The sequence below is a fragment of the Blastomonas sp. 34TW genome (genome assembly GCF_059803595.1).
In genome coordinates this window covers 182,347-204,823 of the sequence record NZ_JAPFGW010000007.1, presented here as the reverse complement: position 1 = coordinate 204,823, position 22,477 = coordinate 182,347, and the positions used below count along the sequence as shown (strand labels likewise).

The 22,477-nt window shown below is 65.5% G+C and carries 19 protein-coding genes; 13 read left to right on the top strand and 6 right to left on the bottom strand.

Annotated features, from left to right (window positions below):
* Nucleotides 1–62: 62 nt before the first annotated feature.
* From OPU69_RS11135 to OPU69_RS11125, 3 genes are all read right to left on the bottom strand, one after another.
* Nucleotides 63–1,499 carry an amidohydrolase gene (locus OPU69_RS11135; protein ID WP_498511043.1) on the bottom strand — a complete coding sequence of 479 codons (1,437 nt, stop codon included), beginning with the start codon at nt 1,497–1,499 and terminating at the stop codon, nt 63–65.
* A gap of 110 nt (nt 1,500–1,609) precedes the next feature.
* Nucleotides 1,610–2,626, bottom strand: coding sequence for an SDR family oxidoreductase (locus OPU69_RS11130; protein ID WP_498511041.1), 1,017 nt, complete (start codon nt 2,624–2,626; stop codon nt 1,610–1,612).
* Nucleotides 2,627–2,893: 267 nt separating this feature from the next.
* Entirely contained in the window at nt 2,894–3,949 is a 1,056-nt protein-coding gene (locus OPU69_RS11125) for a methyltransferase domain-containing protein (protein WP_060980272.1), read from the bottom strand.
* Nucleotides 3,950–4,034: 85 nt separating this feature from the next.
* Here OPU69_RS11125 and OPU69_RS11120 point away from each other — a divergent pair, with 85 nt between their 5' ends.
* Complete coding sequence (locus tag OPU69_RS11120; protein ID WP_498511038.1) at nt 4,035–5,447, top strand: dihydrolipoyl dehydrogenase family protein; 1,413 nt, start codon at nt 4,035–4,037, stop codon at nt 5,445–5,447.
* A 29-nt stretch (nt 5,448–5,476) separates the two neighbouring features.
* Here OPU69_RS11120 and OPU69_RS11115 read toward each other — a convergent pair whose 3' ends face one another.
* Entirely contained in the window at nt 5,477–5,752 is a 276-nt protein-coding gene (locus tag OPU69_RS11115) for a hypothetical protein (protein ID WP_498511036.1), read from the bottom strand.
* A 280-nt stretch (nt 5,753–6,032) separates the two neighbouring features.
* On the opposite strand from OPU69_RS11115, the gene OPU69_RS11110 reads away from it, so the two are divergent.
* Genes OPU69_RS11110 through OPU69_RS11065 form a run of 10 tightly spaced genes read left to right on the top strand, consistent with a single transcriptional unit; the run spans nt 6,033 to nt 18,944 of the window.
* A complete protein-coding gene (locus tag OPU69_RS11110; RefSeq protein ID WP_060980270.1) occupies nt 6,033–6,677 on the top strand; it encodes an XrtA/PEP-CTERM system exopolysaccharide export protein in 645 nt (214 codons plus the stop codon).
* 50 nt (nt 6,678–6,727) lie between these two features.
* On the top strand, nt 6,728–8,242 hold the full coding sequence (locus OPU69_RS11105; RefSeq protein ID WP_060980269.1) for an XrtA system polysaccharide chain length determinant: 1,515 nt from the start codon (nt 6,728–6,730) through the stop codon (nt 8,240–8,242).
* Nucleotides 8,243–8,256: 14 nt separating this feature from the next.
* On the top strand, nt 8,257–9,261 hold the full coding sequence (locus tag OPU69_RS11100) for a P-loop NTPase family protein (RefSeq protein ID WP_060980268.1): 1,005 nt from the start codon (nt 8,257–8,259) through the stop codon (nt 9,259–9,261).
* Nucleotides 9,262–9,263: 2 nt separating this feature from the next.
* Nucleotides 9,264–10,991, top strand: a complete 1,728-nt coding sequence (locus tag OPU69_RS11095) for a hypothetical protein (protein ID WP_498511033.1) — start codon at nt 9,264–9,266, stop codon at nt 10,989–10,991.
* A 29-nt stretch (nt 10,992–11,020) separates the two neighbouring features.
* Nucleotides 11,021–12,253 (top strand): XrtA/PEP-CTERM system-associated ATPase, encoded by a 1,233-nt coding sequence (locus tag OPU69_RS11090; RefSeq protein ID WP_498511031.1) that lies wholly within the window; start codon nt 11,021–11,023, stop codon nt 12,251–12,253.
* A gap of 34 nt (nt 12,254–12,287) precedes the next feature.
* The gene (locus OPU69_RS11085; protein ID WP_498511029.1) at nt 12,288–13,184 is read left to right on the top strand and encodes an XrtA system polysaccharide deacetylase; all 897 of its coding nucleotides are present in this window, start codon (nt 12,288–12,290) and stop codon (nt 13,182–13,184) included.
* A complete protein-coding gene (locus OPU69_RS11080; RefSeq protein WP_060980264.1) occupies nt 13,184–14,278 on the top strand; it encodes a FemAB family XrtA/PEP-CTERM system-associated protein in 1,095 nt (364 codons plus the stop codon). The genes OPU69_RS11085 and OPU69_RS11080 overlap by 1 nt, the downstream gene beginning before the upstream one ends.
* Entirely contained in the window at nt 14,278–15,501 is a 1,224-nt protein-coding gene (locus OPU69_RS11075; RefSeq protein ID WP_498511027.1) for a TIGR03087 family PEP-CTERM/XrtA system glycosyltransferase, read from the top strand. The genes OPU69_RS11080 and OPU69_RS11075 overlap by 1 nt, the downstream gene beginning before the upstream one ends.
* On the top strand, nt 15,501–17,048 hold the full coding sequence (xrtA, locus tag OPU69_RS11070; RefSeq protein WP_498511025.1) for an exosortase A: 1,548 nt from the start codon (nt 15,501–15,503) through the stop codon (nt 17,046–17,048). The genes OPU69_RS11075 and xrtA overlap by 1 nt, the downstream gene beginning before the upstream one ends.
* Nucleotides 17,049–17,054: 6 nt before the next feature.
* A complete protein-coding gene (locus OPU69_RS11065; RefSeq protein ID WP_060980261.1) occupies nt 17,055–18,944 on the top strand; it encodes an XrtA/PEP-CTERM system amidotransferase in 1,890 nt (629 codons plus the stop codon).
* A 9-nt stretch (nt 18,945–18,953) separates the two neighbouring features.
* On the opposite strand, the gene OPU69_RS11060 is transcribed toward OPU69_RS11065, so the two are convergent.
* The gene (locus OPU69_RS11060; RefSeq protein WP_498511022.1) at nt 18,954–20,336 is read right to left on the bottom strand and encodes an alginate export family protein; all 1,383 of its coding nucleotides are present in this window, start codon (nt 20,334–20,336) and stop codon (nt 18,954–18,956) included.
* A gap of 36 nt (nt 20,337–20,372) precedes the next feature.
* Nucleotides 20,373–21,509 carry a tRNA 2-thiouridine(34) synthase MnmA gene (mnmA, locus tag OPU69_RS11055; protein ID WP_498511020.1) on the bottom strand — a complete coding sequence of 379 codons (1,137 nt, stop codon included), beginning with the start codon at nt 21,507–21,509 and terminating at the stop codon, nt 20,373–20,375.
* Nucleotides 21,510–21,698: 189 nt separating this feature from the next.
* Between mnmA and OPU69_RS11050 the strand changes: the two genes are divergently transcribed.
* Both OPU69_RS11050 and sciP read left to right on the top strand, forming a co-directional pair.
* On the top strand, nt 21,699–22,067 hold the full coding sequence (locus tag OPU69_RS11050) for a hypothetical protein (protein ID WP_066208158.1): 369 nt from the start codon (nt 21,699–21,701) through the stop codon (nt 22,065–22,067).
* Between the two features lie 7 nt (nt 22,068–22,074).
* Nucleotides 22,075–22,374 carry a CtrA inhibitor SciP gene (gene sciP, locus OPU69_RS11045; protein ID WP_017670538.1) on the top strand — a complete coding sequence of 100 codons (300 nt, stop codon included), beginning with the start codon at nt 22,075–22,077 and terminating at the stop codon, nt 22,372–22,374.
* Nucleotides 22,375–22,477: the final 103 nt, after the last annotated feature.

Here is a 22,477-nt window from a genome sequence, read left to right as displayed (position 1 = left end):
TTCTACAGGCAATCCCTACGCATAAGCGGGATTCCCGCTTTCGCGGGGATGACGTATAAAGCTCAATCCCGGTAATCGAGCGGCGGCTTGCGGTCGCCGAGCAGCGAATTGTAGGTGTAGTTCGGCCCCAGCGCCTGTTTGAAGGCCGCAGTCGCCTCGTCGCGCAAGGCGGGGTTGGTATAGAGCTCGATCGCCGCCAGCGTCATCGCCTTGGCGGCGACCTGCGCCCCCTTGAAGCCGATCGACATGCCGCTCGCTGCCGCCGATTGCCAGCTGTGCGACGACGTGCCCGGTACCCAGGTTGCGGTGCGCACGCCCACGGTCGGCGTGGCATAGGAGACATCGCCGACATCGGTCGAGCCATAGCCCAAAGTCACGTCATAGGGCTGGATCTCGCTCTGGCTGCCCAGCGGCAGGTCGGGCTTGTCGAAGCTCTGGCGGATGCCTTCGGCGAACCTCGTTTCCTCGGGCGTGTAACTGATCCCCCCGACCTGGCGCAGCTTGGCGTCCATCATCTTCGCCAGCGGCTCGTTGACCAGCAGCGCGTTGTTGCCGTGAATGATCTCCCATTCCACCTTGGTGCCGGTGCCCTGCGCCGCGCCTTGCGCTGCGGCTTCCAGCCGGGTCCAGATGCGTCGCACCTCATCGGCATCGGGGTGGCGGACATAATAGAAGACCTCGGCAAAATCGGGCACCACATTGGGCGCGCTGCCGCCTTCGGTGATGACATAATGCATGCGTGTCTGCTGCGGCACATGCTCGCGCATCATGTTGGCCATCATGTTCATCGCCTCGACCCCGTCGAGCGCGGAGCGGGCCTTTTCGGGAGCGCCTGCGGCATGGGCGGAGACGCCGGTGAAGCGGAACTTGGCCGAACGGTTGGCGAGGCTGGTCCGCGCCGCCGCGCTGTTCTCGTCATCGGCATGCCAGTGGATCGAGAAATCGACATCCTTGAACAGGCCTTCGCGCACCAGATAGACCTTGCCGCTGCCGCCTTCCTCCGCCGGGGTGCCATAGAGCCGGACACGGCCCGGCGTGCCGGTGGCCTTGAGCCAGTCGCGCACCGCGAGCGCTGCGCCCAGGGAGCCAGCCGCGAACAGGTTGTGCCCGCAGGCATGCGCCGCGCCCTTGCCGGGCAGCTGCGCGCGGGTGGGCAGCGCATCCTGGTTGATGCCGGGAAGCGCGTCATATTCCGCCAGGATCGCGATTACCGGCCCGCCGCTGCCATATTCGGCGACGAACGCAGTGGGGATGCCCGCGACGCCGGCGGTCACCTTGAAGCCGGCGGTCTTCAGCCGCTCCTGCAGCAGCGCGCTCGACCGTTCCTCCTTGTAGCCGACCTCGGCCCATTCCCAGATCTGCCGCGCGACTTTCGCCGTGTCGCCATAGCGTGCATCGATGGCCTTCAGCGTCTGCGCGGTGGCGGCATCTTCGGCCTCGCCCGCCAGTGCGACCGAGGGCAGGGCGAGAGCGAGCGTGGCGAGGAGGATATGTTTCATGGATGTGGGCCCCTGTGGCGTGTGGATGAGGCATCATGTTGAAAGCAAAGGGTTGGCGCAAGGGGCTGACGTCATGCACACGTCCCTCGACTTCGCTCGGGACGTCGTTGCTACCGCCAATCCAGAAAGCCGACTTTCACACAATGATCGATCATCCGCCGGAAAGCTGCCTCGTCGACTCTCGGCGCATCAATCCCTGTGATCCGCTGCAAGCTGCCGCCAGCAAAACACGGGCTGCGCAGGAAATAGTCGAAGAATTGCGGACCGATCCTACGATGCACCATCGCGGTGCGGCGGTCGAGCGCAGCCGGGTCATAGGTGACAGGGTCGATCATCCGCGCCGGAACAGTGCCCGGATAATCGGCCACGATCCGCAGCATGTCCGCCATCGCGAATGGCTCGGCCCCGACCAGATGCACCCGCACGCCGTCGAACGCGGCCATGTTCTCTGCCATCGCCATGAGCCCGGCGGTGACGTGACAGATCGGCACGATCGCGAACGCGGCCTGCGGTGCGGCGGGGACATCGCCCAGCAGCGGCGATCCGAACAGCCGGAACAGGTGATGGAAACCGTCGATCCGCGCGATTGCGCCATCGCCGAGCCGCCCAACGATGATCGCAGGGCGGGCGATCGCGGCGACCAGCCCGTCGCGCCGCGCCGCCTCGACCAAGGCCTCGGCGCGCGCCTTGCTGGCCTCGTAACCGTTGGTGAAGCTCGCCAGCGGATCGGCGGGTTCCTCGCCGATCACGCCATCGGCGCGGCCGCAGACATAGGCGGTCGAGACGTGCAGCAGCGGGCAGTTCCAGGCGCGGGAAAGCGCAATGGCATGGGCGGTGCCGCCGACATTGACCGCTTCGTGCACCGCATCGCTGGCGGCGAAATCGACCGTGGCGGCGCAATGGATCAGCAGGTCGATGGCTGCGGGCGGCGCGGCCATTCCGAAGCCCGGCTGTGCGACATCGCCCTGGAGCGCGGTCAGCGCGTCGATCCGGTCGCGACCGTCCATGTCGAGCACGTCGCGCCCTTCGCCCCGCACCAGCACGGTGACGCGGTGCCCGGCATCAATAAGCGCACCCGCCAGCGCGCCGCCAACGAGGCCGGTTGCTCCGGTCAGGAAGACGTGCATCGGCGCTCCCTTTTCGCAGCCGCTAACCACATCCGCTCAGCCTGAGCCTGTCGAAGGCCTCGCGTTATTATTGCAAGACGCGCTGCCGTTCTCCGGCGAAAGCCGGCGTCCAGGGGCGAGATTGCGCTCTGCACGCTCTGGATTCCGGCTTTCGCCGGAAAGCGGAGGGCGCTTTGGGTTGGCGTGAGCGCGGGGCCTTCGACAGGCTCAGGCTGAGCGGGCGTGGAGTGCATGGGGTGGTTCAGGAGACGGGGGACAACTGACCGTTCAGCAACAACCCGCCGCAACCGCGCTATTCTCTCCGGAAGCCTGCGCAAACGGCAGGCCGCCGCCGCATCCGGCAAACACCCCATAATGCGTCGAGAAATCGCCGATGAACTGGAAATGCTCGGCAAAGCGCGTGTCGGCCAGCATCTTCCAGCTATTGCCGCAGATCGGGAAGATGCGTCCGCGTTCGATTTCGTGATGCTTGTCGAGCGTGAACACGCGCTCCTCGCCCTCGACCGTGCCGAGATAGACCACCGCCTGGCCGTAATCCTCGCATTCGGGCTCGAGATCGCCCAGTTTGAACAGCCGATAGGTGGCGGAGAAGAAATCGATACCGTCGAGCATTTCGGCAATGCGCGCATCGCCGATGCCGAGCGGACGGTCCTTGACCAGGCGCGGGTCGGTGAACCCAGCGGCCTTGGCGAGCTTGAGGAAATCGCCCCAATAGAGCGCGCCCGACAGGCACTCGCCGTGCAGCACCGGATCGCTGAGCAGATGCTGCGGCACCCGCCTGCTCGAATAGACGTCGGAGAAGTACATCTCGCCGCCGGGCTTCAGCAGCCGGTGCGCATCGGCGAACACCTTGGCCTTGTCCGCGACGAGGTTGATCACGCAGTTCGACACGATGATGTCGAAGCTGCCGGGTTCGAGGTCCAGCTCGTCGAGCTTCTCGATATCGCCCTCGACAAAGCGGACGTTCGACCTGGCATAGCCGAAGGTTTCGCGATGCCATTCGAGATGCGCATTGGCGACGGCGAGCTGTTCGGGCGTTGCGTCGACGCCGACGACCTCGCCATGTTCGCCGACCAGCTGCGCCAGGATATAAGCATCCTGGCCCGAGCCTGAACCCAAATCGAGAATGCGCGCGCCTGCGATGGCCGAGGGGGCGATCAGGCCGCAGCCATAATAGCGCGCCTTGACGTCTGGATGGACATTGGCCAGCGCCTTGATGACAGCCAGGGGAGGGCGCTCCGCCGTGGTGCAGGCATCGGTGCGCAGGTCCGCCGATTCCGACAGCACCTTGCCATAATATTCGCGCGAATTTTCAAGATTCATGCTGGATTCCCTTGGCCATGACGCACAAACACTAGCCTTGCGGCGCTGCGGTAACCAGCGGCAAATTGAAGGCGAAGGGCAGTCCATGGGATATACGCATGACGTGATCGTGATCGGGGCGGGGTCGGCGGGGCTGGTCTGCTCGGGCGGCCTCGCGATGTTCGGATTGAGGCCACTGCTGATCGAGCGCGGACCTATGGGTGGCGATTGCCTCAACACCGGCTGCGTGCCCAGCAAGGCGCTGATCTCCGCCGCGCACCGCGCGCACGATCTGCGCACCGCGAGCGATTTCGGCATGGCCTCAGTGGAGCCCGTCGTCGATTTCCGCGCGGTGCACGATGCGGTGCACCAGGCGATCAAGACCATAGAGCCGCATGACAGCGTCGAGCGCTTCGAAGGCATGGGGGTGGAGGTCGTGCGCGGCGATGCCAGCTTCACTGGGCCGAAGAGCGTGGTGGTGGGTGGTAAGACCTACACCGCGCCGCGCATCGTGATCGCGGTGGGCAGCCGCGCCTTTGTGCCGCCGATCAGGGGGCTCGATGCGGTGCCCTATCTTACCAACCATAATGTCTGGGATCTCACCGAACTGCCGCAGCGGCTGATCGTGCTGGGCGGTGGGCCGATCGGCATGGAGCTGGCGCAGAGCTTCCGGCGGCTGGGGTCGCAAGTCGTGGTGGCGACACTGGGACGGCCGTTCCCCAAGGACGATGCCGATGCCGCGAAGATCGTCATCGACCGGCTGCAGAGCGAGGGCGTCGAGATCATCCACGATGCCGAGGGCGATGCGGTGGAAAAGACCGCCGACGGCCTTGTCCTCACGCTCAAGGATGGCCGCACGCTCACCGGCACGCACCTGCTGATCGCGACGGGGCGCGAGGTGAATTTCGACGGGCTGGGGCTGGAGGTCGCGGGCGTGGCTTACGACAAGCGGGGCATTCAGGTCGATGCCCGGCGGCGGACGAGTGCGAAACACATCTACGCGATCGGCGACTGCCGCGACGGCCCGCGCTTCACCCATGCCAGCGGATACGAGGGCGGCAATGTCGCGCTCGAGATCAGCCTGGGCGTGCCGACCAAGGCCAATTATGCAGCGCTCCCCTGGGTCACCTATACCGACCCCGAACTCGCGCAGGTCGGCCTGACCGAGGAGGAGGCGCGCCGCCGGTTCGGTGACAAGGTGACCGTCTGGCGCGAGGACTTCGACCATAACGACCGCGCGGTGACCGAGCGCGAGGTCACCGGCTTCGTGAAGCTGGTCAAGAAGGGCAGCAAGGTCATCGGCGGCACCGTGGTCGGGCGCGGCGCGGGCGACCTGATCCTGCCGATCGCGATGATGATCGCGGGCAAATCCTCGACCTTCGGCGTCGCCAGCCTGATTGTGCCTTATCCCAATCGGTCAGAGCACATCAAGGCGGCGGCGTTTGCTTCGGATGAAGCGAAGGTGTTCAATAAATGGTCACGCGGCTGGGCACGGTTTCTGGCGCGGTTGCGGGGGTGAGGGGGCTTGGTAAGACTCACAAAGCTGCCCTAAAAGCGACGGGTTTCCAGCCATAAGTTCACGAAGAAAACGGCTCCATAAGCGATTAACGCACCAACCAATGGAACCGGTGTGATGAAAACATAGTCCAGTGCGCTGGTTGATCGCAGGTTTTCCGGATGGTTATGCTGCCACGCGTAGACGTAGAATATCGCGGCGATAGGGACAAGGATCAGCGAAATCCATCCAATCGGTCGTGTGCCGAATATCAGCGCGAAACATGCTCCAGCAAGGGCACCAGACCCAATCAAGACCAGAACGTTCATTGCTATTTAATAGCATTTGGGATTTGCCCTGTATAGTTCTTCGACTTCCGCTGAGCGGATGTTGTTCGGGTGAAGCGATGCGAGCGGGTGCGCTCATCTCAGGACGCCGCGCACCCCCAAGGTTACCGCGCGCCCAAGCAACATCGTAAAATCGCCTGCGCCATCAAACACTAACGCTATGTTCACCCTTTTTCGTCATAGCTGATGCCAATCTGCGTGGACCCGGCCTGGCTTTTTGCCGTGCGCAAGGGATTCGCGGGACGACGAAAAAGGTGCTGACATGGGATTGTTCCGTCTGTTGAAAATGGGAATCGCGGCGCTCGCGGCGACGGCTTTGCTGAGTGCTTGCGCGTCCACTGCCAGCGGTCCGCAGCTTCCTCCGGCATCGTTCGTCTCACTCTCCGATGGGCCCGGCGAGGAATATATCATCGGGCCGCTCGATGAACTGACGGTGTTCGTGTGGCGCAATCCGGAGCTTGGCGCGAAGGTGCAGGTGCGTCCCGATGGTCGCATCACCACGCCGCTGATCACAGACATGCCCGCGGTCGGCAAGACCCCGACAATGCTCGCCGAGGACATCAAGCTGCAGCTGTCGCAATATATCCAGGAGCCGATCGTCTCGGTCATCGTCAACAGCTTTGCCGGCACCTTCTCGCAGCAGGTGCGCATCGTCGGCGCGACCGAAAAGCCGGCCTCGATCCCGTATCGCGCCAACATGACGCTGCTCGACGCGATGATCGCGGTTGGTGGCCTGTCCGAATTCGCCGCGGGTAACCGCGCCAAGTTGGTGCGCTTCGACAAGGTGTCGGGCCGCCAGCAGGAATATCCGATCAAATTGGGCGACCTCATCAAGAAGGGCGACAGCCGCGCGAACGTGCTGCTGCAGCCCGGCGATGTCATTATCATCCCCGAAAGCATGTTCTAAGGCCCAAGCCTGACCGCCCGCACCGCAACAGCGAAAGAAAAGCCTGACCGATGAATGGCCTGTACGAAGAATTCCGGATCGCGGTACACAGCGTGTGGCAACGCCGCTGGATTGCCATGGGAATCGCCTGGGTGATCTGTCTCGTCGGCTGGCTGGCGGTCGCGATGATCCCCAATACTTATGAATCGCAGGCCAAGCTGTTCGTCCAGACCAAGTCGATCCTGCCCGAGAATACCGGCGTCAATCCGGCAGAGCAGCAGAAGCAGATCGACACGGTGCAGCAGACGCTGACTTCGGCAGCGAACCTGGAAAAGGTCGTGCGCGGTACCGATCTGGGCAAGGGCCTGGTGACCCCGCGCGAGATCGAGGGCGCGGTGAACGGCCTGCGCAGCGCGATCAAGATCAAGTCCGAACAGAGCAACCTGTTCGAGATTTCGGCGACGATGACCGCCTCGGGTCGTTCCGACGGCGAGGCGGCGAACCTGTCGCGCGCCGTGGTGCAGAAGCTGATCGACCTGTTCGTCGAGGAAAACCTGGCCGGTGGCCGGGGCGAGACCAGCGACACGCTGCGCTTTCTGAACGAGCAGATCGCCAAGCGGCAGAAGGAACTCGAGATTGCCGAGCAGAAGCGGGTCAAGTTCGAGACCGAGAATCTCGGCATGCTCCCCGGCATCGGCTCGGTCAGCCAGCGGCTCGAACAGGGCCGGGTGGAGATCAACCAGATCGATTCGCAGCTCATCGCCGCGCAGAGCGCGCTGGCTGCGATAAATGGCCAGATTGCCGGGACGCCGCAGACGATCGCCGGTGGCACGACCGGGGCCGTCAATCCGCTCGCGCAGGCTCAGGGTGAGTTGGCCGGAATGAAGGCGCGCGGCCTGACCGATCAGCATCCCGATGTCCAGGCGATCAAGAACCAGATCGCCGCGCTCAAGGCCGCAGGCGCGGGCGCGAGCACGGCCTATGGCGTGCCCAATCCGGCTTACAGCTCGCTGGTCAGCATGAAGGCCGAGCGCCAGGCGGCGGTCTCCGCGCTGCAGCAGCGCAAGGCTTCGCTGCAGGGCGAGATGAACGCGATGGTCGCCAAGCAGATCCAGGAGCCGGGTGTCGCTGCCGAGCAGGCGCGCATCGCGCGCGACTATGAGGTTCTGAAGGCGCAATATGACAAGCTGCTCGCCGATCGCGAGCAGGTGCGGCTGCGCGGCCAGGTGGAGACGCAGACCGACGCGGTGCGTTTCGACCTGATCACGCCGCCGTCGAGCCCGCGCACGCCGATCGCGCCCAAGCGGCCGCTGCTGCTGGCTGCGGTGCTGTTTGCAGGCATTGCCGGTGGCATCGGCGGAGCGTTCGCGCTCGGCCAGCTGAGCGCCAGCTATCCTACCTCGGCCAAGCTGGAGGCAGCTTCGGGTCTGCCGGTGATTGGATCGATTTCGCAGATGCTGACCCAGGCGCAGCGCGACGAGCGCAAGCGCAAGCTGCGCATGTATATCGGCTCGGGCGGGGCGCTGGTCGGTGTCTTCCTGGTGCTGCTGATCATCGAGTTCATCCAGCGCGGTTCGGTGGTTTGAGGGGCGAAAGAGACATGACCATGCACGATCCCATCAAGTCGCCCGACAAGGACGAAGGTCCGCGCTCGCTGATCGAGCGCGCGTCGCAGATGTACGATTTCCGGAAAGCTCTGAGTCCGGAAGCACCGAAGCTGCCCGAGGCGCCGGTTGCGGCGCCTGCTGCCGTAGTCCCTGCCGCTCCGGCTCCAGTGGTGCCGCCGGTTGTTTCTGCGCCTGCACCCGCTGCAGCAGCGCCCGTTGCGCCGCAGGTTACTATCGCACCCGTCGTGCCGCGCGGGCCGGTGCTGCCGGTTGCCGAGGTCGATCGCGATTTGCTGCGCGAATCCGCGTTCATCGTTCCCGATGGTCCGGTGACCAGCATTTCGGAAGAATTCCGCATCGTGAAGCGCCGCCTGCTCGTCAGCGTCCAGGCAGAGATCAATGCAGGCCTCGGCGTTGCCGCGCAGCGCATCCTGATCTGCTCGGCCAATCCGGGCGACGGCAAGACGTACAGCGCGATCAATCTGGCGCTCTCGATCGCGACCGAGAAGGACCATGACGTCGTGCTGGTCGATGCCGATTTCGCCAAGCCCAGCATCCTGTCCTCGCTTGGCATTGCCGGGCAGAGCGGGTTGATGGACGCGCTGGCCGATCCGGCGGTGGACGTGCAGGACCTGATCATCCCGACCGACATACCCGGGCTTTCAGTGCTCCCCGCCGGGCGTCAAACCAATACGGACAGCGAATATCTCGCTTCGGCGCGCACGCAGGAGGTGCTGGCCAGCCTGACCGCCGGACGTCCGGGCCGGATCGTGATCTTCGATTCGCCGCCGCTGCTCGCGGCATCGCCGGCTGCGACGATCGCGCAGCATGTCGGCCATGCGCTGATGGTGGTGCGCGCCGATGTCACCAGCGAACGCGCGCTGCGCGATGCGCTCAGCCTGATTGCCGGCTGCAACCAGATACAGCTGCTGCTCAACGGGGTGAAATTCTCCCCCTCGGGTCGCAGCTTCGGATCCTATTACGGATATGGAGAATGACCATGGCAAGATGGTCGGATTTCAAGGGTAGCAGGGCGGGCCTTTCGCTGGCCGCGCTGGCGGCAGCGGTGGCCATGCCACAGGCCGCACTGGCGCAGCAGGGCGGCGGGGTCGATCCCGGCATCGGCCAGGGACAGAGCCAGGGGCAGGGCGGCCGCAGCGGCGGGCTGGCCAATGGCCGCCGGTCGGTCGTCGTACCCTATCTCGAAGTCGGCCAGGTGCTGAGCGCCGATCTCAAGAATGGCGGCGACCTTTTGACCTACAGCCTGGCCGCAGTCGGCGTCGATGCGGCGGTCGCGACCTCGCGCGCCGAGGCGCAGGTCAGCGTTCGCTATGAGCGGCGCTTCTCGTGGAACGACGATTTTGGCGACGAGGACGCGATCAGCGGTATCGCGCGCGGCAATCTGCAGATCATCCCCAACACGCTGTCCCTCGAGACAGGCGCGCTCGGCATACGCTCGCGCATCGACAATCGCGGCGCAGCCCCCAGCAACCTGATCGGCGGGTCGGACAATGTCACGCAGATCTATTCGGTCTATGCCGGCCCGACATTGGCGACGCAAGTCGGCACAGTCGATGTCAACGCACTCTACCGAATCGGCTATACCAAGGTGGAGGCTGATGCCGTCGCGCTGCCGGCGGGCGCGCTGCCGCTCGACCTGTTCGGCGACAGCGTCAACCATGCCGCGAGCCTGGCCATCGGCCAGCAGCCGGGCGGCTTCCTCCCCATCGGCTGGTCGGTCAGCGGCGGCTGGTATCGCGAGGATGCGAGCCAGCTCGACCAGCGCTTCGACGACAAGATCGTGCGCGCGGATGTCACCGTTCCGGTCAGCGCCACGCTCGCGCTGGTCGGCGGCGTGGGCTATGAGGATATCGAGATTTCGGAACGCGATGCGGTGCGCGATGCCGCAGGCAACCCGGTCGTCGGCAATGACGGACGGCTTGTCACCAACAGCAATTCGCCGCGCCTGCTATCCTACGATCAGGATGGCCTCATCTGGGATGTCGGCGTGCTCTGGCGCCCCAGCCGCCGCACCTCGCTCGAAGCGCGGGTGGGCAAGCGCTATGACAGCCTGACCTATTACGGCACCTTCAGCTATACGCCCAACCAGCGCGTGGCGGCGAACGTGACGGTGTACGATCTGGTCGCCGGCTTCGGATCGCGACTGAACGACAATCTGGCGGGCCTGCCCACGCAGTTCGATGCGACGCGCAATCCGCTGAGCGGCGACCTCAACGCGTGCTTCTTCGGCGTGGGCGGGGGCGGCAACTGCCTCAATGACGCGCTCCAGTCGGTCGCCTCGTCGGCCTTCCGTACACGTGGGGTCACCGGGCAGATCAGCCTGACCAGCGGCGACTGGCAGCACGGCTTTGGCGCAGGCTATAGCCGCCGCAAGTTCTTCGCAGCGGACAATGGCGCGCTGGCCGGCTTCGACCAGACGATCGACGAGATCTGGTTTGCCAGTTATGTGGCCGCCAAGCAGCTGGATGCGCGTTCCAGCATCACCGGCACCATTTTTGCCAATTATCTGGAAAATGGTCCCGGTCAGGTGCTGAATGGCGGCGGGACCGACGTGCTCGGCCTGGGCACCAATATCGCTTATGGCCGCAACTTCACCAACCGCTTCAACGGGACGCTGGCACTGGGGCTCGACTATTTCGATCCCAAGGGCTTCGAAAGCAATCTAGTAGCCTCCGCGCTACTGGCGCTGCGCTATTCGTTCCAGTAATATTGACTTGAAGATCAGGGGGAAAGCCCATGTTTGAGACCCATTACGGCCTGACCGGACGGCCCTTCCAGCTGACGCCCGATCCGCGCTTCTATTTCGAGAGCGCAACGCACCGCAAGGCGATGTCCTATCTGGGCTACGGCCTGGCGCAGGGCGAGGGCTTCATCATCATCACCGGCGAGATCGGTGCGGGCAAGTCCACGCTGGTCGCGCATCTGATGCAGACCGTGGACAAGGCGCGGCTGACGGCAGCGCAGATCGTCACCACGCAGCTCAAGGGCGACGACCTGCTGCACATGGTGGCGAGCAGCTTCGGCGTCGCCACGGCGGGGCTCGACAAGACCGGCACGCTGGCCGCGATCGAGCATTTCCTCCACACCGAAGCGCGCGCCGGTCGCCGCTGCCTGCTCGTGGTCGATGAATCGCAGAACCTGCCGATGCCCGCGCTCGAAGAACTGCGCATGCTGTCGAACTTCCAGCTCGGCAGCCATCCGCTGCTGCAGATCTTCCTGCTCGGTCAGCCAGAATTCCGCGCGATGGTGCATGGTGCGCCGGGCCTCGAACAGCTGCGCCAGCGGATCATCGCAACGCATCATCTGGGCGCCATGGACCTGCACGAGGTGCAGCCCTATGTCGAACACCGGATGAAGCTGGTCGGCTGGACCGGACGCCCGGCCTTTGCCGAAGATGTCTGGGGGCGCCTGTTTGCCGAAACCGGCGGCATTCCGCGCAAGGTCAACATGCTGATCAACCGCGTACTGCTGATGGCGGCGGTGGATGATCGCGAAACGATCGACGCGTCGCTGATCGATGCCGTGCTGGCCGATCTGGCGATGGACCAGATGAATGACGAGGACTGGCAGAACGAGGCGATGCTGGCGAGCGCTGCGCGCCATGCCGAATATGCCGCTCCGGTCGCTCCCGCTCCGGAAGCCGCAGCGCCAGCAGCTCCGGCCGCCGTTCCGGAGGTCAGCCGCAGCGATTTCAACCATTTCGTCCGCGAGGTGCGCGCCTTCGCTACCGAGCAGCAGGACGCGCGCGCGCTGCTGGTGCAGGAGTTGCAGACAGCGCTGGATCGGGTCGATGCGCTGGAATCGCGCCCCGCACCCATCAGCGATGTCGAGCCGCTGGTCCGGCGGATCGAGGCGCTGGAAAGGCTGCAAGCCGAGCAGCAACAGACGCTGCACCGCGTGCTTGCGCTTCTGGTCGGCTGGGTCGAAGACGATTCTGCTGGCATGTGGCCCAAGGGCCGGGCAGCCTGACCGGAATGATTTTGCCCCATGGGGCCGGGAGTGAATGACCGTGCGCGAAGCATCGCTGGGCCAGCATCGCACTGCCGACAGGCGCATCGTCAACGGCCTCTCGGTTGATGTCGAAGAGTATTTTCAGGTCGGCGCGTTCGAGAACACGATCGATCCGGCCGACTGGGACGGCATTGCCAGCCGCGTCGAGCTGAACACCGGCGCGGTGCTCGACCTGTTCGCGCACTGCGGGGTCAAGGCGACCTTTTTCACGCTCGGCTGGGTGGCGCACCGGCACCCGGCGCTGATCCGCCGCATCATCGCCGAGGGGCACGAGATTGCCAGCCATGGCTGGGACCACACACGCGTCTTCACGATGACGCCCGACCTGTTCGCCGAGGATATCGACAAGGCGCGCAAGGCGCTCGAGGATGCCGGCGGCGTCGCGATCAGGGGCTATCGCGCACCGAGCTTCTCGATCGACCAGCGCACGCCCTGGGCGCACCCGATCCTGGCTGAGCGCGGCTATGCCTATTCGTCGAGCGTCGCGCCGATCGCGCATGATCATTATGGCTGGCGCGCCGCGCCGCGCTTTGCCTTTCATCCGGTCGAAGGATCGGAACTGATCGAGCTGCCGGTCACCACCGTGCAACTGGGCGAGCGCCGCTTCGGCGCGGGGGGAGGCGGCTTCTTCCGCATATTGCCCTATGCGCTTTCGCGCTGGGCGCTGAACCGCGTGAACTCTACCGACGGTCAGCCCGCGATCTTTTATTTCCACCCCTGGGAGGTCGATCCCGATCAGCCGCGCGTCGAAGGTGCGCCGCTGCGCTCACGGCTGCGGCACTATACCGGGCTGGACGCGATGGCGGACAAGCTCGAGCGGCTGACGCGCGATTTCAGCTGGTGCCGGATTGACGAGATCGCGCTTCCGCTCGCGGCGGGCAAGCTGTGATGCTGCATTTCGCGCCACCCGTGATAGCCGCGCCTGCGGTCCGCATCGCTGCGCTGGACGACGCGCAGGAACGCGCGCGGCTCGCTGCCTGGATCGAAGCACACCCCTCCGCCACCGCGTTTCACCGGCTGGCCTGGGGCGAGGCTGTCGCAAAGGGTACCGGGCATCAAATGCTGGCACTGGTGGCGGAAGATCCTGCGAATTCGATCACGGGCTATCTGCCGCTGCATGTGGTCCATTCGCCGCTGTTCGGGCGCGCGATTGTCTCGGCGGGCTTTGCCGTCGATGGCGGCATCCTCGCCGATGACGCGGTGATCGCCGCGGTGCTGGCCGACGCTGCCTGGCTGCAATGCGAGCGCCACAGCGCGCCGACGCTGGAATTGCGCGGTGGCATGCTGCCCGCCGATCCGCGCTGGACGATCAAGTCGGACGCGCACGCTGGTTTCGTCGCCGAGCTCGTTGCCGACGGTCCCGATGCCGATCAGAAGCAGCTCGAATGGATCCCGCGCAAGCAGCGGGCAGAGGTCCGCAAGGGCCTGGCCAACGGCATGACCGTGCGCACCGGCACCTCCGCGCTCGACCGGCAGCAGCATTATGCGGTCTATGCGGAGAGCGTGCGCAATCTCGGTACCCCGGTCTTCCCGCGCGGGCTGTTCGAGGCGGTGCTCGATGCGTTCGGCGAAGATGCCGACATTCTGACGGTGCTGAAAGACGATGTGCCGGTGGCGAGCGTGCTCAGCCTCTATCATCGCGGCAGCGTGATGCCATACTGGGGCGGCGGGGTCTGGGCGGCACGCGGGCTGCGCGCCAACGATGTCATGTATTATGCGCTGATGAACCATGCGCGCGCCCGCGGCTGCACCCGTTTCGATTTCGGCCGTTCGAAGGTCGATAGCGGCGCTTTTGCGTTCAAGAAGAACTGGGGCTTTGTGCCTGCGCCGCTCAGCTATGCCGTGCGCAATGCCGATGGCCTGCCGCCGCGCGACGTCAATCCGTTGAGCCCCAAATACCGGTTGCAGATCGCGCTGTGGCAGCGGCTGCCGTTGCCGATCGCCAACCGGCTTGGTCCCTGGATCGCCAACGGGCTCGGCTGATGGGCGAGCTGCTCTTCCTGGCGCATCGAATCCCGTTTCCGCCCGACCGCGGCGACAAGATCCGCTCGCACGCGATCCTCAAGGCGCTGGCAGCGCGCGGACCGGTGCATGTCGCCACCTTTGGCGAGACCGAGGCCGATATGGCCGCTGAGGCCGACCTGTCAGCGATCGCGGCCAGCCACCTGCTGGTACGGCGCACGATCTCGAACCTGCGCGCCGGGCTCAACGCCTTGCCCAGCGGCAAGCCGGTGTCTCTGACCGCCTTCGATAGCCAGGACATTCGGCATTATGTCGCCCGGCTGCTGGCGACCCGTCCGATCGACGCGATCTTCGTTTTCTCGGGTCAGATGGCGCAGTTCATCCCGCCCAGCTTTGCCGGACGCGTGGTCATCGATTTCGTCGACATGGATTCGGCCAAGTTCGCCGCCTATGCCAAGGCGACCGCCGGTCCGATGAAGCTGGTGCACGCGCGCGAGGCGCGGCTGCTCGGCGCATTCGAACGGCAGATGGCGCGCCGAGCGCAGCTCAGCCTGTTCTGTAGCCCCACCGAGGTGGCCGAGTTCCGGCTGGGCCTTGGCGATCCGCAGGTGTGCGTGAATCCGGTGGTCAATGGCATCGATACGGTCTTCTACGATCCCGTCGGTGTCGGCCCGGCGCCTTATGCGGGCGAGGCGGGACCGCATCTCGTGTTCACCGGCCAGATGGATTATGCGCCCAATGTCGATGCGGTGATCCATTTTGCCGAGGCCGTGCTGCCCGCCGTCCAGAAGCAGCTGCCCGAAGCGCGGTTTCATATCGTCGGGCGCAATCCCGCTCCGGCGGTGCGCGCGCTCGAAGGGCGTGCCGGGGTGCATGTGGTGGGCGCAGTCGACGACATCCGCCCGTGGATCGGTTCGGCCGACATGGTGGTCGCGCCCTTGCGCATAGCACGCGGCATCCAGAACAAGGTGCTGGAAGCCATGGCGATGGCGCGCCCGGTCATTGCATCGGGCGCGGCAGCCGAAGGCATTGTCGCGCAATCGGGCGCGCATTTCATGGTCGCGCGAGACGATACCGCGATGATCGACGCCATCTGCGCGCTGGCGGTCGATCGGGGCCGGGCCGCGGCCATCGGCGCAGCGGCGCGCGCGCATATGCTGAAGCATTATCAATGGGATGCGCAGCTCGCCCCGCTGCTCGCCTGGCTCGACCAGCCACCCGCTCTGGTGCCGAGCGCGGCCTGATGGCGAGCCTTGCTGCAGACATTCCCGAAACTGCCGAACCCAAGCCGCTCAGCCCTGCCTGGCGCTCGGCGCTGATCCGGCTCGGCATCGCCTGGGTGGCGATCCTTGCGGCGTTCGCACGCGATGCGCTGGATATGGTGGCGATCTGGTGGGACAGTTCCACCTTCAACCATATCCTGCTGATCCCGTTCATCCTTGGCTGGCTCGTCATGCCGCGCACGCAGGAGCTCAAGCGGATCACGCCCGCGCTCTGGTGGCCCGGGCTGCTGGTGATGGCGGCAGCGAGCGGCGGCTGGGTGCTGGGCGAGGCCGCCGGCGTCGCGCTGGCGCGGCATCTGGCGCTGGTTATGTTCCTCCAGGGCAGCGCCCTGGCGCTGCTTGGCCCGCATGTCGGCCGCGCGCTGATGTTCCCGCTCGGCTATGCCTTCTTCCTTGTGCCCGTGGGCGAGGAACTGGTGCCGCCGCTGCAGACGATCACGGCGGATATCTCGATGCTGCTGCTCGGCTGGTCGGGCATCCCCGCGCATATCGAGGGCGTGTTCATCTCCACCCCGACCGCGCTGTTCCGCGTCGCGGAGGCCTGTTCTGGGGTCAAGTTTCTGATCGCGATGGTCGCCTATGGCGTGCTCGTCGCCAATGTCTGCTTCAACAGCTGGCCCCGCCGGATCGGCATCGTCGCCTTGTCGATCGTCGTCCCGATCCTCGCCAACGGCGTGCGCGCGTTCGGGACGATCTATATCGCCGACCTATATGGCCTCGATTTCGCCGCAGGGTTCGACCATGTCTTCTATGGCTGGATCTTCTTCGCAGTGGTGCTCATTCTGGTGATGGCGATCGGCTGGCGCTTCTTCGACCGCCAGGTCACCGATCCGTTCCTCGATCCGGCGACCGCAGACCGCCTTGCACAAGCCTCGCGCAACCTGCCGCCCAATGATCGCCTCGTGATCGCGGGCGCAGCGCTGCTGCTTGCGGCGCCGCTGGGCTGGGCATTGATGGGGCTGCCCGAACGTGCGTCACTGCCCGCGCGCAACAGCCTGCCCGAAATCGAAGGCTGGCAGCGGGTGGCCTATGCCCCCGACACCGCCTGGATGCCGCGCGCCCAGGGCAGCAACCGCCGCTGGATCGCCAGCTATGCCCGCGACGGCCAGCGTGTGGATCTCTATGTCGCCCTGTTCGACGGCCAGTCCGAAGGGCGCGAGATTACCGGCTATGGCCAGGGCGCGCTCGATCCCGACGGCCGCTGGTCGTGGGTGGAGCAGGGGCCGGCGGTCGCTGACGGCAAGGCCGATATCATCACCGGACCGGGAAGGGCGGTGCGTGATGTCGCGACCTTCTATCGCGTCGGCGATGTCGTCACCGGCAGCAATCTCGGCATCCGGCTGGAATCGCTCAAGGCCCGGTTGCTGCGCCAGAGCCAGCCAGCGATGATCCTGATCGTCTCGGCAGAGCGCAGCGGCGACGGCTCGGCGCGTCCGGCCATCGATGCGCTGCTGCGCGATGCCGGCAGCGCGCAGAAACTTTCCGATACCATTTTGGCGGGGCGCTGACCGGTCATGTGCGGCATTGCAGGCATCTTTCACCTCGAAACCGCCAAGCCGGTCGATCCGGCGCGCATCCGGCTGATGACCGATGCGATGCTGCACCGTGGCCCTGATGGCAACGGCTGCTGGACCGCGCCGGGCGTGGGCCTCGGGCATCTGCGGCTGTCGATCATCGACCTGGAAGGCAGCGCGCAGCCGATGGCGAGCGCGGACGAAGCCGATGTGCTGACCTTCAATGGCGAGATCTACAATTTTCAGGAGGTGCGCGCCGAGCTCGAAGCTCTGGGGCACAGCTTCCGCACCTCGGGCGATACCGAGGTGATCCTGGCGGCGTGGCGGCAATGGGGCGTGGGCTGTCTCGATCGGCTGAACGGCATGTTCGCCTTCGCGATCTTCGACCATCGCCAGCAGCGGCTGTTCATGGCGCGCGACCGGCTGGGGGTGAAGCCGCTCCATTATGCGAGCCTGCCCGATGGCAGCGTCATCTTCGCGTCGGAATTGAAAGGCCTGCTCGCGCACCCGGCGCTGCGCCGTGCACCCGATCTCCAGGCGGTCGATGACTATCTCGCCTTCGGCTATGTGCCCGATCACCGCTGCTTCGTCGGCGGGGTGAAGAAGCTGCCGGCGGGGCATTATCTGATGCTGGAGCGCGGCAAGCCGCTGCCCGAACCGGTGCGCTATTGGGACGTCGATTTCTCGCGCCGCGCGCGCGGGTCCGTCGCCGATCTGCAGGCCGAACTGCTGCACCATATGCGCGAAGCGGTGGCCTCGCGGATGGTGGCGGATGTGCCGCTCGGCGCGTTCCTCTCGGGCGGGGTCGACAGCTCGACCGTCGTCGCGCTGATGGCCGAACGCTCGACCCAGGCGGTCAAAACGTGCAGCATCGGTTTCGATGTCGCGGCATTGGACGAGAGCGATTACGCGCGCCGGATTGCCGAGCGGTTCGCCACAGATCACCGCAGCCGCACCGTCTCGCCCGACGATATCGCGATCATCGATTCTGTCGCGGCGCAGTTCGACGAACCCTTTGCCGATGCCTCGATGCTGCCGACCTTCCGCGTCTGCCAGCTCGCGCGCGAGAGCGTTACCGTCGCGCTGTCGGGCGACGGCGCGGATGAGGCGCTGGCGGGCTATCGCCGTCATGTCTTTCATCATGGCGAGGAGCGGGTGCGCAGCCTGTTGCCGCAGGGCTTGCGCGGCCCGGTCTTCGGGGCGCTCGGCGCGCTCTATCCCAAGGCAGACTGGGCGCCGCGTCCCTTGCGCGCGAAATCGACCTTGCTCTCGCTCGCGCGCACCGGGGCGGAAGGCTATGCCGATGCCGTCGGCGTGACCAATCATGCGACGCGGCAATCGCTCTATTCAGACAGCCAGCGCGCCGCGCTGGGCGGCTATCGCGGCGAGGATCACATGATCGCGCTGATGGAAGCGGCCCCGGCGCGCTCGGGGCTCGATGCCGCGCAATATGCCGACATGAAGCTGTGGCTGCCCGGCGATATCCTGACCAAGGTCGATCGCACCAGCATGGCGGTGAGTCTGGAGGCGCGCGAGCCGCTGCTCGATTACCGGCTGATCGAATTCAGCGCCTCGCTGCCAGAGGCGATGCGCGTGCGCGGCGGGCAGGGCAAATGGCTGATGAAGCGTGCGATGCGCGGCACCTTGCCCGACGATATTCTCTACCGCCCGAAAATGGGTTTCGTCAGCCCCATCGCCCAATGGTTTCGCGGGCCGCTCGCCGATCAGGCGCGGCGCATCGCGAGCGGCTCGGCACTCGCGCGCAGCGGCTGGTTCAACACCGTCCGCCTGACCGAGATCGCTGAGGCGCATATTTCCGGACGCAGCGACAATGCCCGGCTGCTCTGGCAACTATGGATGCTCGACAAGGCGCTTGACCGGGTGTTCTGATCCGCGCCGTCAGAAATTCCACTGCACCTGGCCATAGGCATAGCGCGTATCGCCAAAGCCGGTGGCGTTGGGAGCCTGTTCGAGCAACCGGCCCGTGGTCAGCACGGCCGCACCCGCCTCGAGCCGCAGCCTCCTGTCGATCAACCAGTGGCCGAGCCGCAGTTCGAGCATGTGTCCGGCAAAGCGGCCCGAGCGGCCCTTTGGGTCGGCCGGACCGTTATTGCTGAACCGGTCGCGACGGTTGTGTACCCAGGCGGGGCGCCACAGGGTCATGACATCCCAGCGTGGGGCGGGAGCAATCTCGCCGCGCAATCCTGCCGCGAGCAGGTTGGTGCGCGCGAGAGGACCGAAGATCCCGCTCGGACCGAGCTCGAACCGGCGCGGACCAAACAACGTATCGAACCGCGCGAAACGATCAGGTGAACGCGGGTCATCTCCGCTGGCGAGATCGAACAGCGCCGAGATGCGTGGCTTGCCGGACAGGGCGGGGCTGTAGCCGAACTCGGCATGTGCGAAGAACGCGCGGACGTCCTGGCGGCGTGCATTGGCGGCGACCGACGCGCGTACCGTGCCGGTCTGTACCGCGCCTTCGAGATCCATATCCCATTCGCCAGGTTGGGGGGCACGGTGGAGCCTTGCGCCCCAGGTGAACAGATGCCGGTTGCGCGTCGGGCCGTTGGCACCGTCGCGCTCGTTCAGGCCGAAGACATTGGCCTGCAGCGTCACGCCGTCGAACAGGTCGGGCCGGGTGTAGTGCGCGCCCCAGAAGCTCAGATCGAAGCTCTCGCGGTCCCAGCGCACCCGATTGTCGATCAGGCCATTGCGGTCGTTTGGCAGGCGGGTGTGGGGCAGCGCATAGAATGCGACAAGATGGTCCTTGGCCTTGCCGCGCCAGTCGAGCCTGACGCCGGTGAAGCTGTTGATCGTGTTGCGAAAGGCGTTGCGCCCTGCCAGTCGCCGCGAGCCGAGATTGAGATGGAAGCGGCCTGCGGTCAGTTCGAGCGGTCCGTCCGAATAGCCGATCGAGGCACGGCTCAGCTCCAGCGCATTGACCTCGCTCGTGCTGACCGCGCCGGGTGCGTCGGCGAAATAGGCGCGGGCGTCGATCAGTTCGGCGGAAAGGTGCCAGGGACCGGCGCGATAATCGGCAGCAATAGCGGTCTGGACGGTGACGGCATCGTCGCGCGAGGGCAGGCCCGGGCGGAACTGGCCTTCGAGCATCTCATAGCGCAGCCGCAGGCTGCCAGTGATCGTGATCGGGCTGGCCTTCTCCGCTTTCCGTCGATCGCTCGAATCCGGAACCGGCGCGGTGCTGGGGGCCATGGTCTGCGCGTCAGCGGGCGCGACGAACATCGTCACCCCGATCGCCAGCAAAGATGCGATTGCGCGCAAATTCCTTCCCCCGACGGGAGCCTAGCGCACAATCGCTCAGGCGGCGAGTGCAGGTTCGACGGGTTCGGTCGAGGCGATCCAGCCGCCGCCGAGCACGCGGTCGCCCGCATAGAGCACCGCTGCCTGGCCTGGCGCGACGCCATATTCCGGCTGCACGAAAACCAGCTGCCGGCTCGGCCCCGTGCCCTCGATCGTCACCGGGGCAGGCCGGGCGAGCGAGCGCACCTTGGCTTCCATCGGGCCGTCATAACTGCCGCCGATCCAATTGAGATCGACGATCTGAGCCGCGCGCGTCGCCAATGCCGAGCGCGGGCCGACGATCACGCGGCGCGTGTCCGCATCGAGCTTCACCACATAGAGCGGCACCGGCTGGCCGCCGATTTCCAGACCCTTGCGCTGGCCGATGGTGTAGTGGATCAGCCCCTTGTGTTCGCCCAGCACGCGGCCGTCGATATGCACGATCTCGCCGCCGGTATCGGCATCGGGACGCACCTTGCGCACCACCGAAGCATAATCGCCATCGGGGACGAAGCAGATATCCTGGCTGTCGGGCTTGGCAGCATTGATCAGCCCCATGTCCTGTGCCAGCGCGCGCACCTGCGGCTTGGGCAGGCCGCCGAGCGGGAAGCGCAGGAAATCCATCTGATCGTCGGTGGTGGCGAACAGGAAATAGCTCTGGTCGCGCGCCGGATCGTGCGCGCGGTGCAGTTCGCTGCGGCCATCGGCGCCGATCACCCGGCGGACATAATGGCCCGTCGCGAGGCAGTCCGCCCCCAGATCGCGCGCCATCTGCAGCAGATCGGTGAACTTCACGCCCATGTTGCACTGGATGCAGGGAATGGGGGTGCGCCCGGCCATATATTCGTCGGCGAAACGCTCGACCACGGATTCGCGAAAGCGGCTTTCGTGATCGAACACATAATGCGCGATGCCCAGGCGATCGGCGACCGCGCGGGCGTCGCGAATGTCCTGTCCGGCGCAGCACGATCCTGCGCGCTTCACCGCCGCGCCATGATCATAGAGCTGCAGGGTGATGCCGATCGTTTCTGCACCGGTGGCGGCGGCAAGGCCCGCGACGACAGAAGAATCGACTCCGCCAGACATGGCCACGACGATTCGCCGCGCCTTCATGTCGCCATCAAGCTGAAATCCGGACAGATCGGGGGTGCGCATGCCGCGGCATGTAGCGGTGCCGACGAGTTTTCGCCACCCTGGGGTGTCAAAAAAATGCCAGAGGTTGAAACTGTGAAAACCCGTAATTTCGGGCATTCCAGCCTCAGTCTTAGCGCCAATTAACCAAGGCTAATCAGCCATGAAGGCTGCCTTTACCTGGTCTTACGGTTTGCCTGATACACCCTGGGCATGGACATGAACTTCCCCCATGACTCAGTCCACCTGGCCCAAGGCGTGCCGATCAACCTGCGCGCCCTGGACATGGACATCCTGCGTGCGCTGGCGTGCGCGCCGGTCGTCTCGCGTTCCGACCACCCCCCCATGGTTAAGGACGCAGGCGATTCGGTGGGCGTGCTGGCCGCGTGGCTGGCTGGCCGGATTCGGGCCGACCAGGTCGTGCGGGGCAGCTTCAATCCGCACTTTGCCGACGCGCTGAACCGTTTCACCCCATCGGAACAGCATGGTCAAAATGACGTTTACCATTGTGCTTCAGTCAATCGAAAAGCCGATTGGTTACACCCTGGCCACGCGCAAAGTTGCAGTAACCAGGCCTTTTGAGGACGTGATGATCGAGAATCAGAAAATCAAACCGGCACAGGTCATCGGTCCGCTCGGCGAACCGCTGACGCTGGACAACCTGCCGGCCCCGGGCACCAAGCGCTGGGTGGTGCGTCGCAAGGCGGAAGTCGTCGCGGCCGTCAATGGCGGTCTGTTGACGATCGACGAGGTATGCGAACGCTATGACCTGACGCTGGAGGAGTTTGCCTCGTGGCAGCGTGCGGTCGACCGGTCGGGCATGCCGGGCCTGCGGGTCACGCGCATCCAGCATTATCGCGATCTCTACGAGCGCCAGCAGCGCTACTAAGCTTCCCCCTCCAAGCGAAACAAGAAAGGGGCGCGGTCCGCATATGGACCGCGCCCCTTTCTTGTTCTGCGAAAAGCCGGGTCCGGACCGGTGGCGCCGGTGC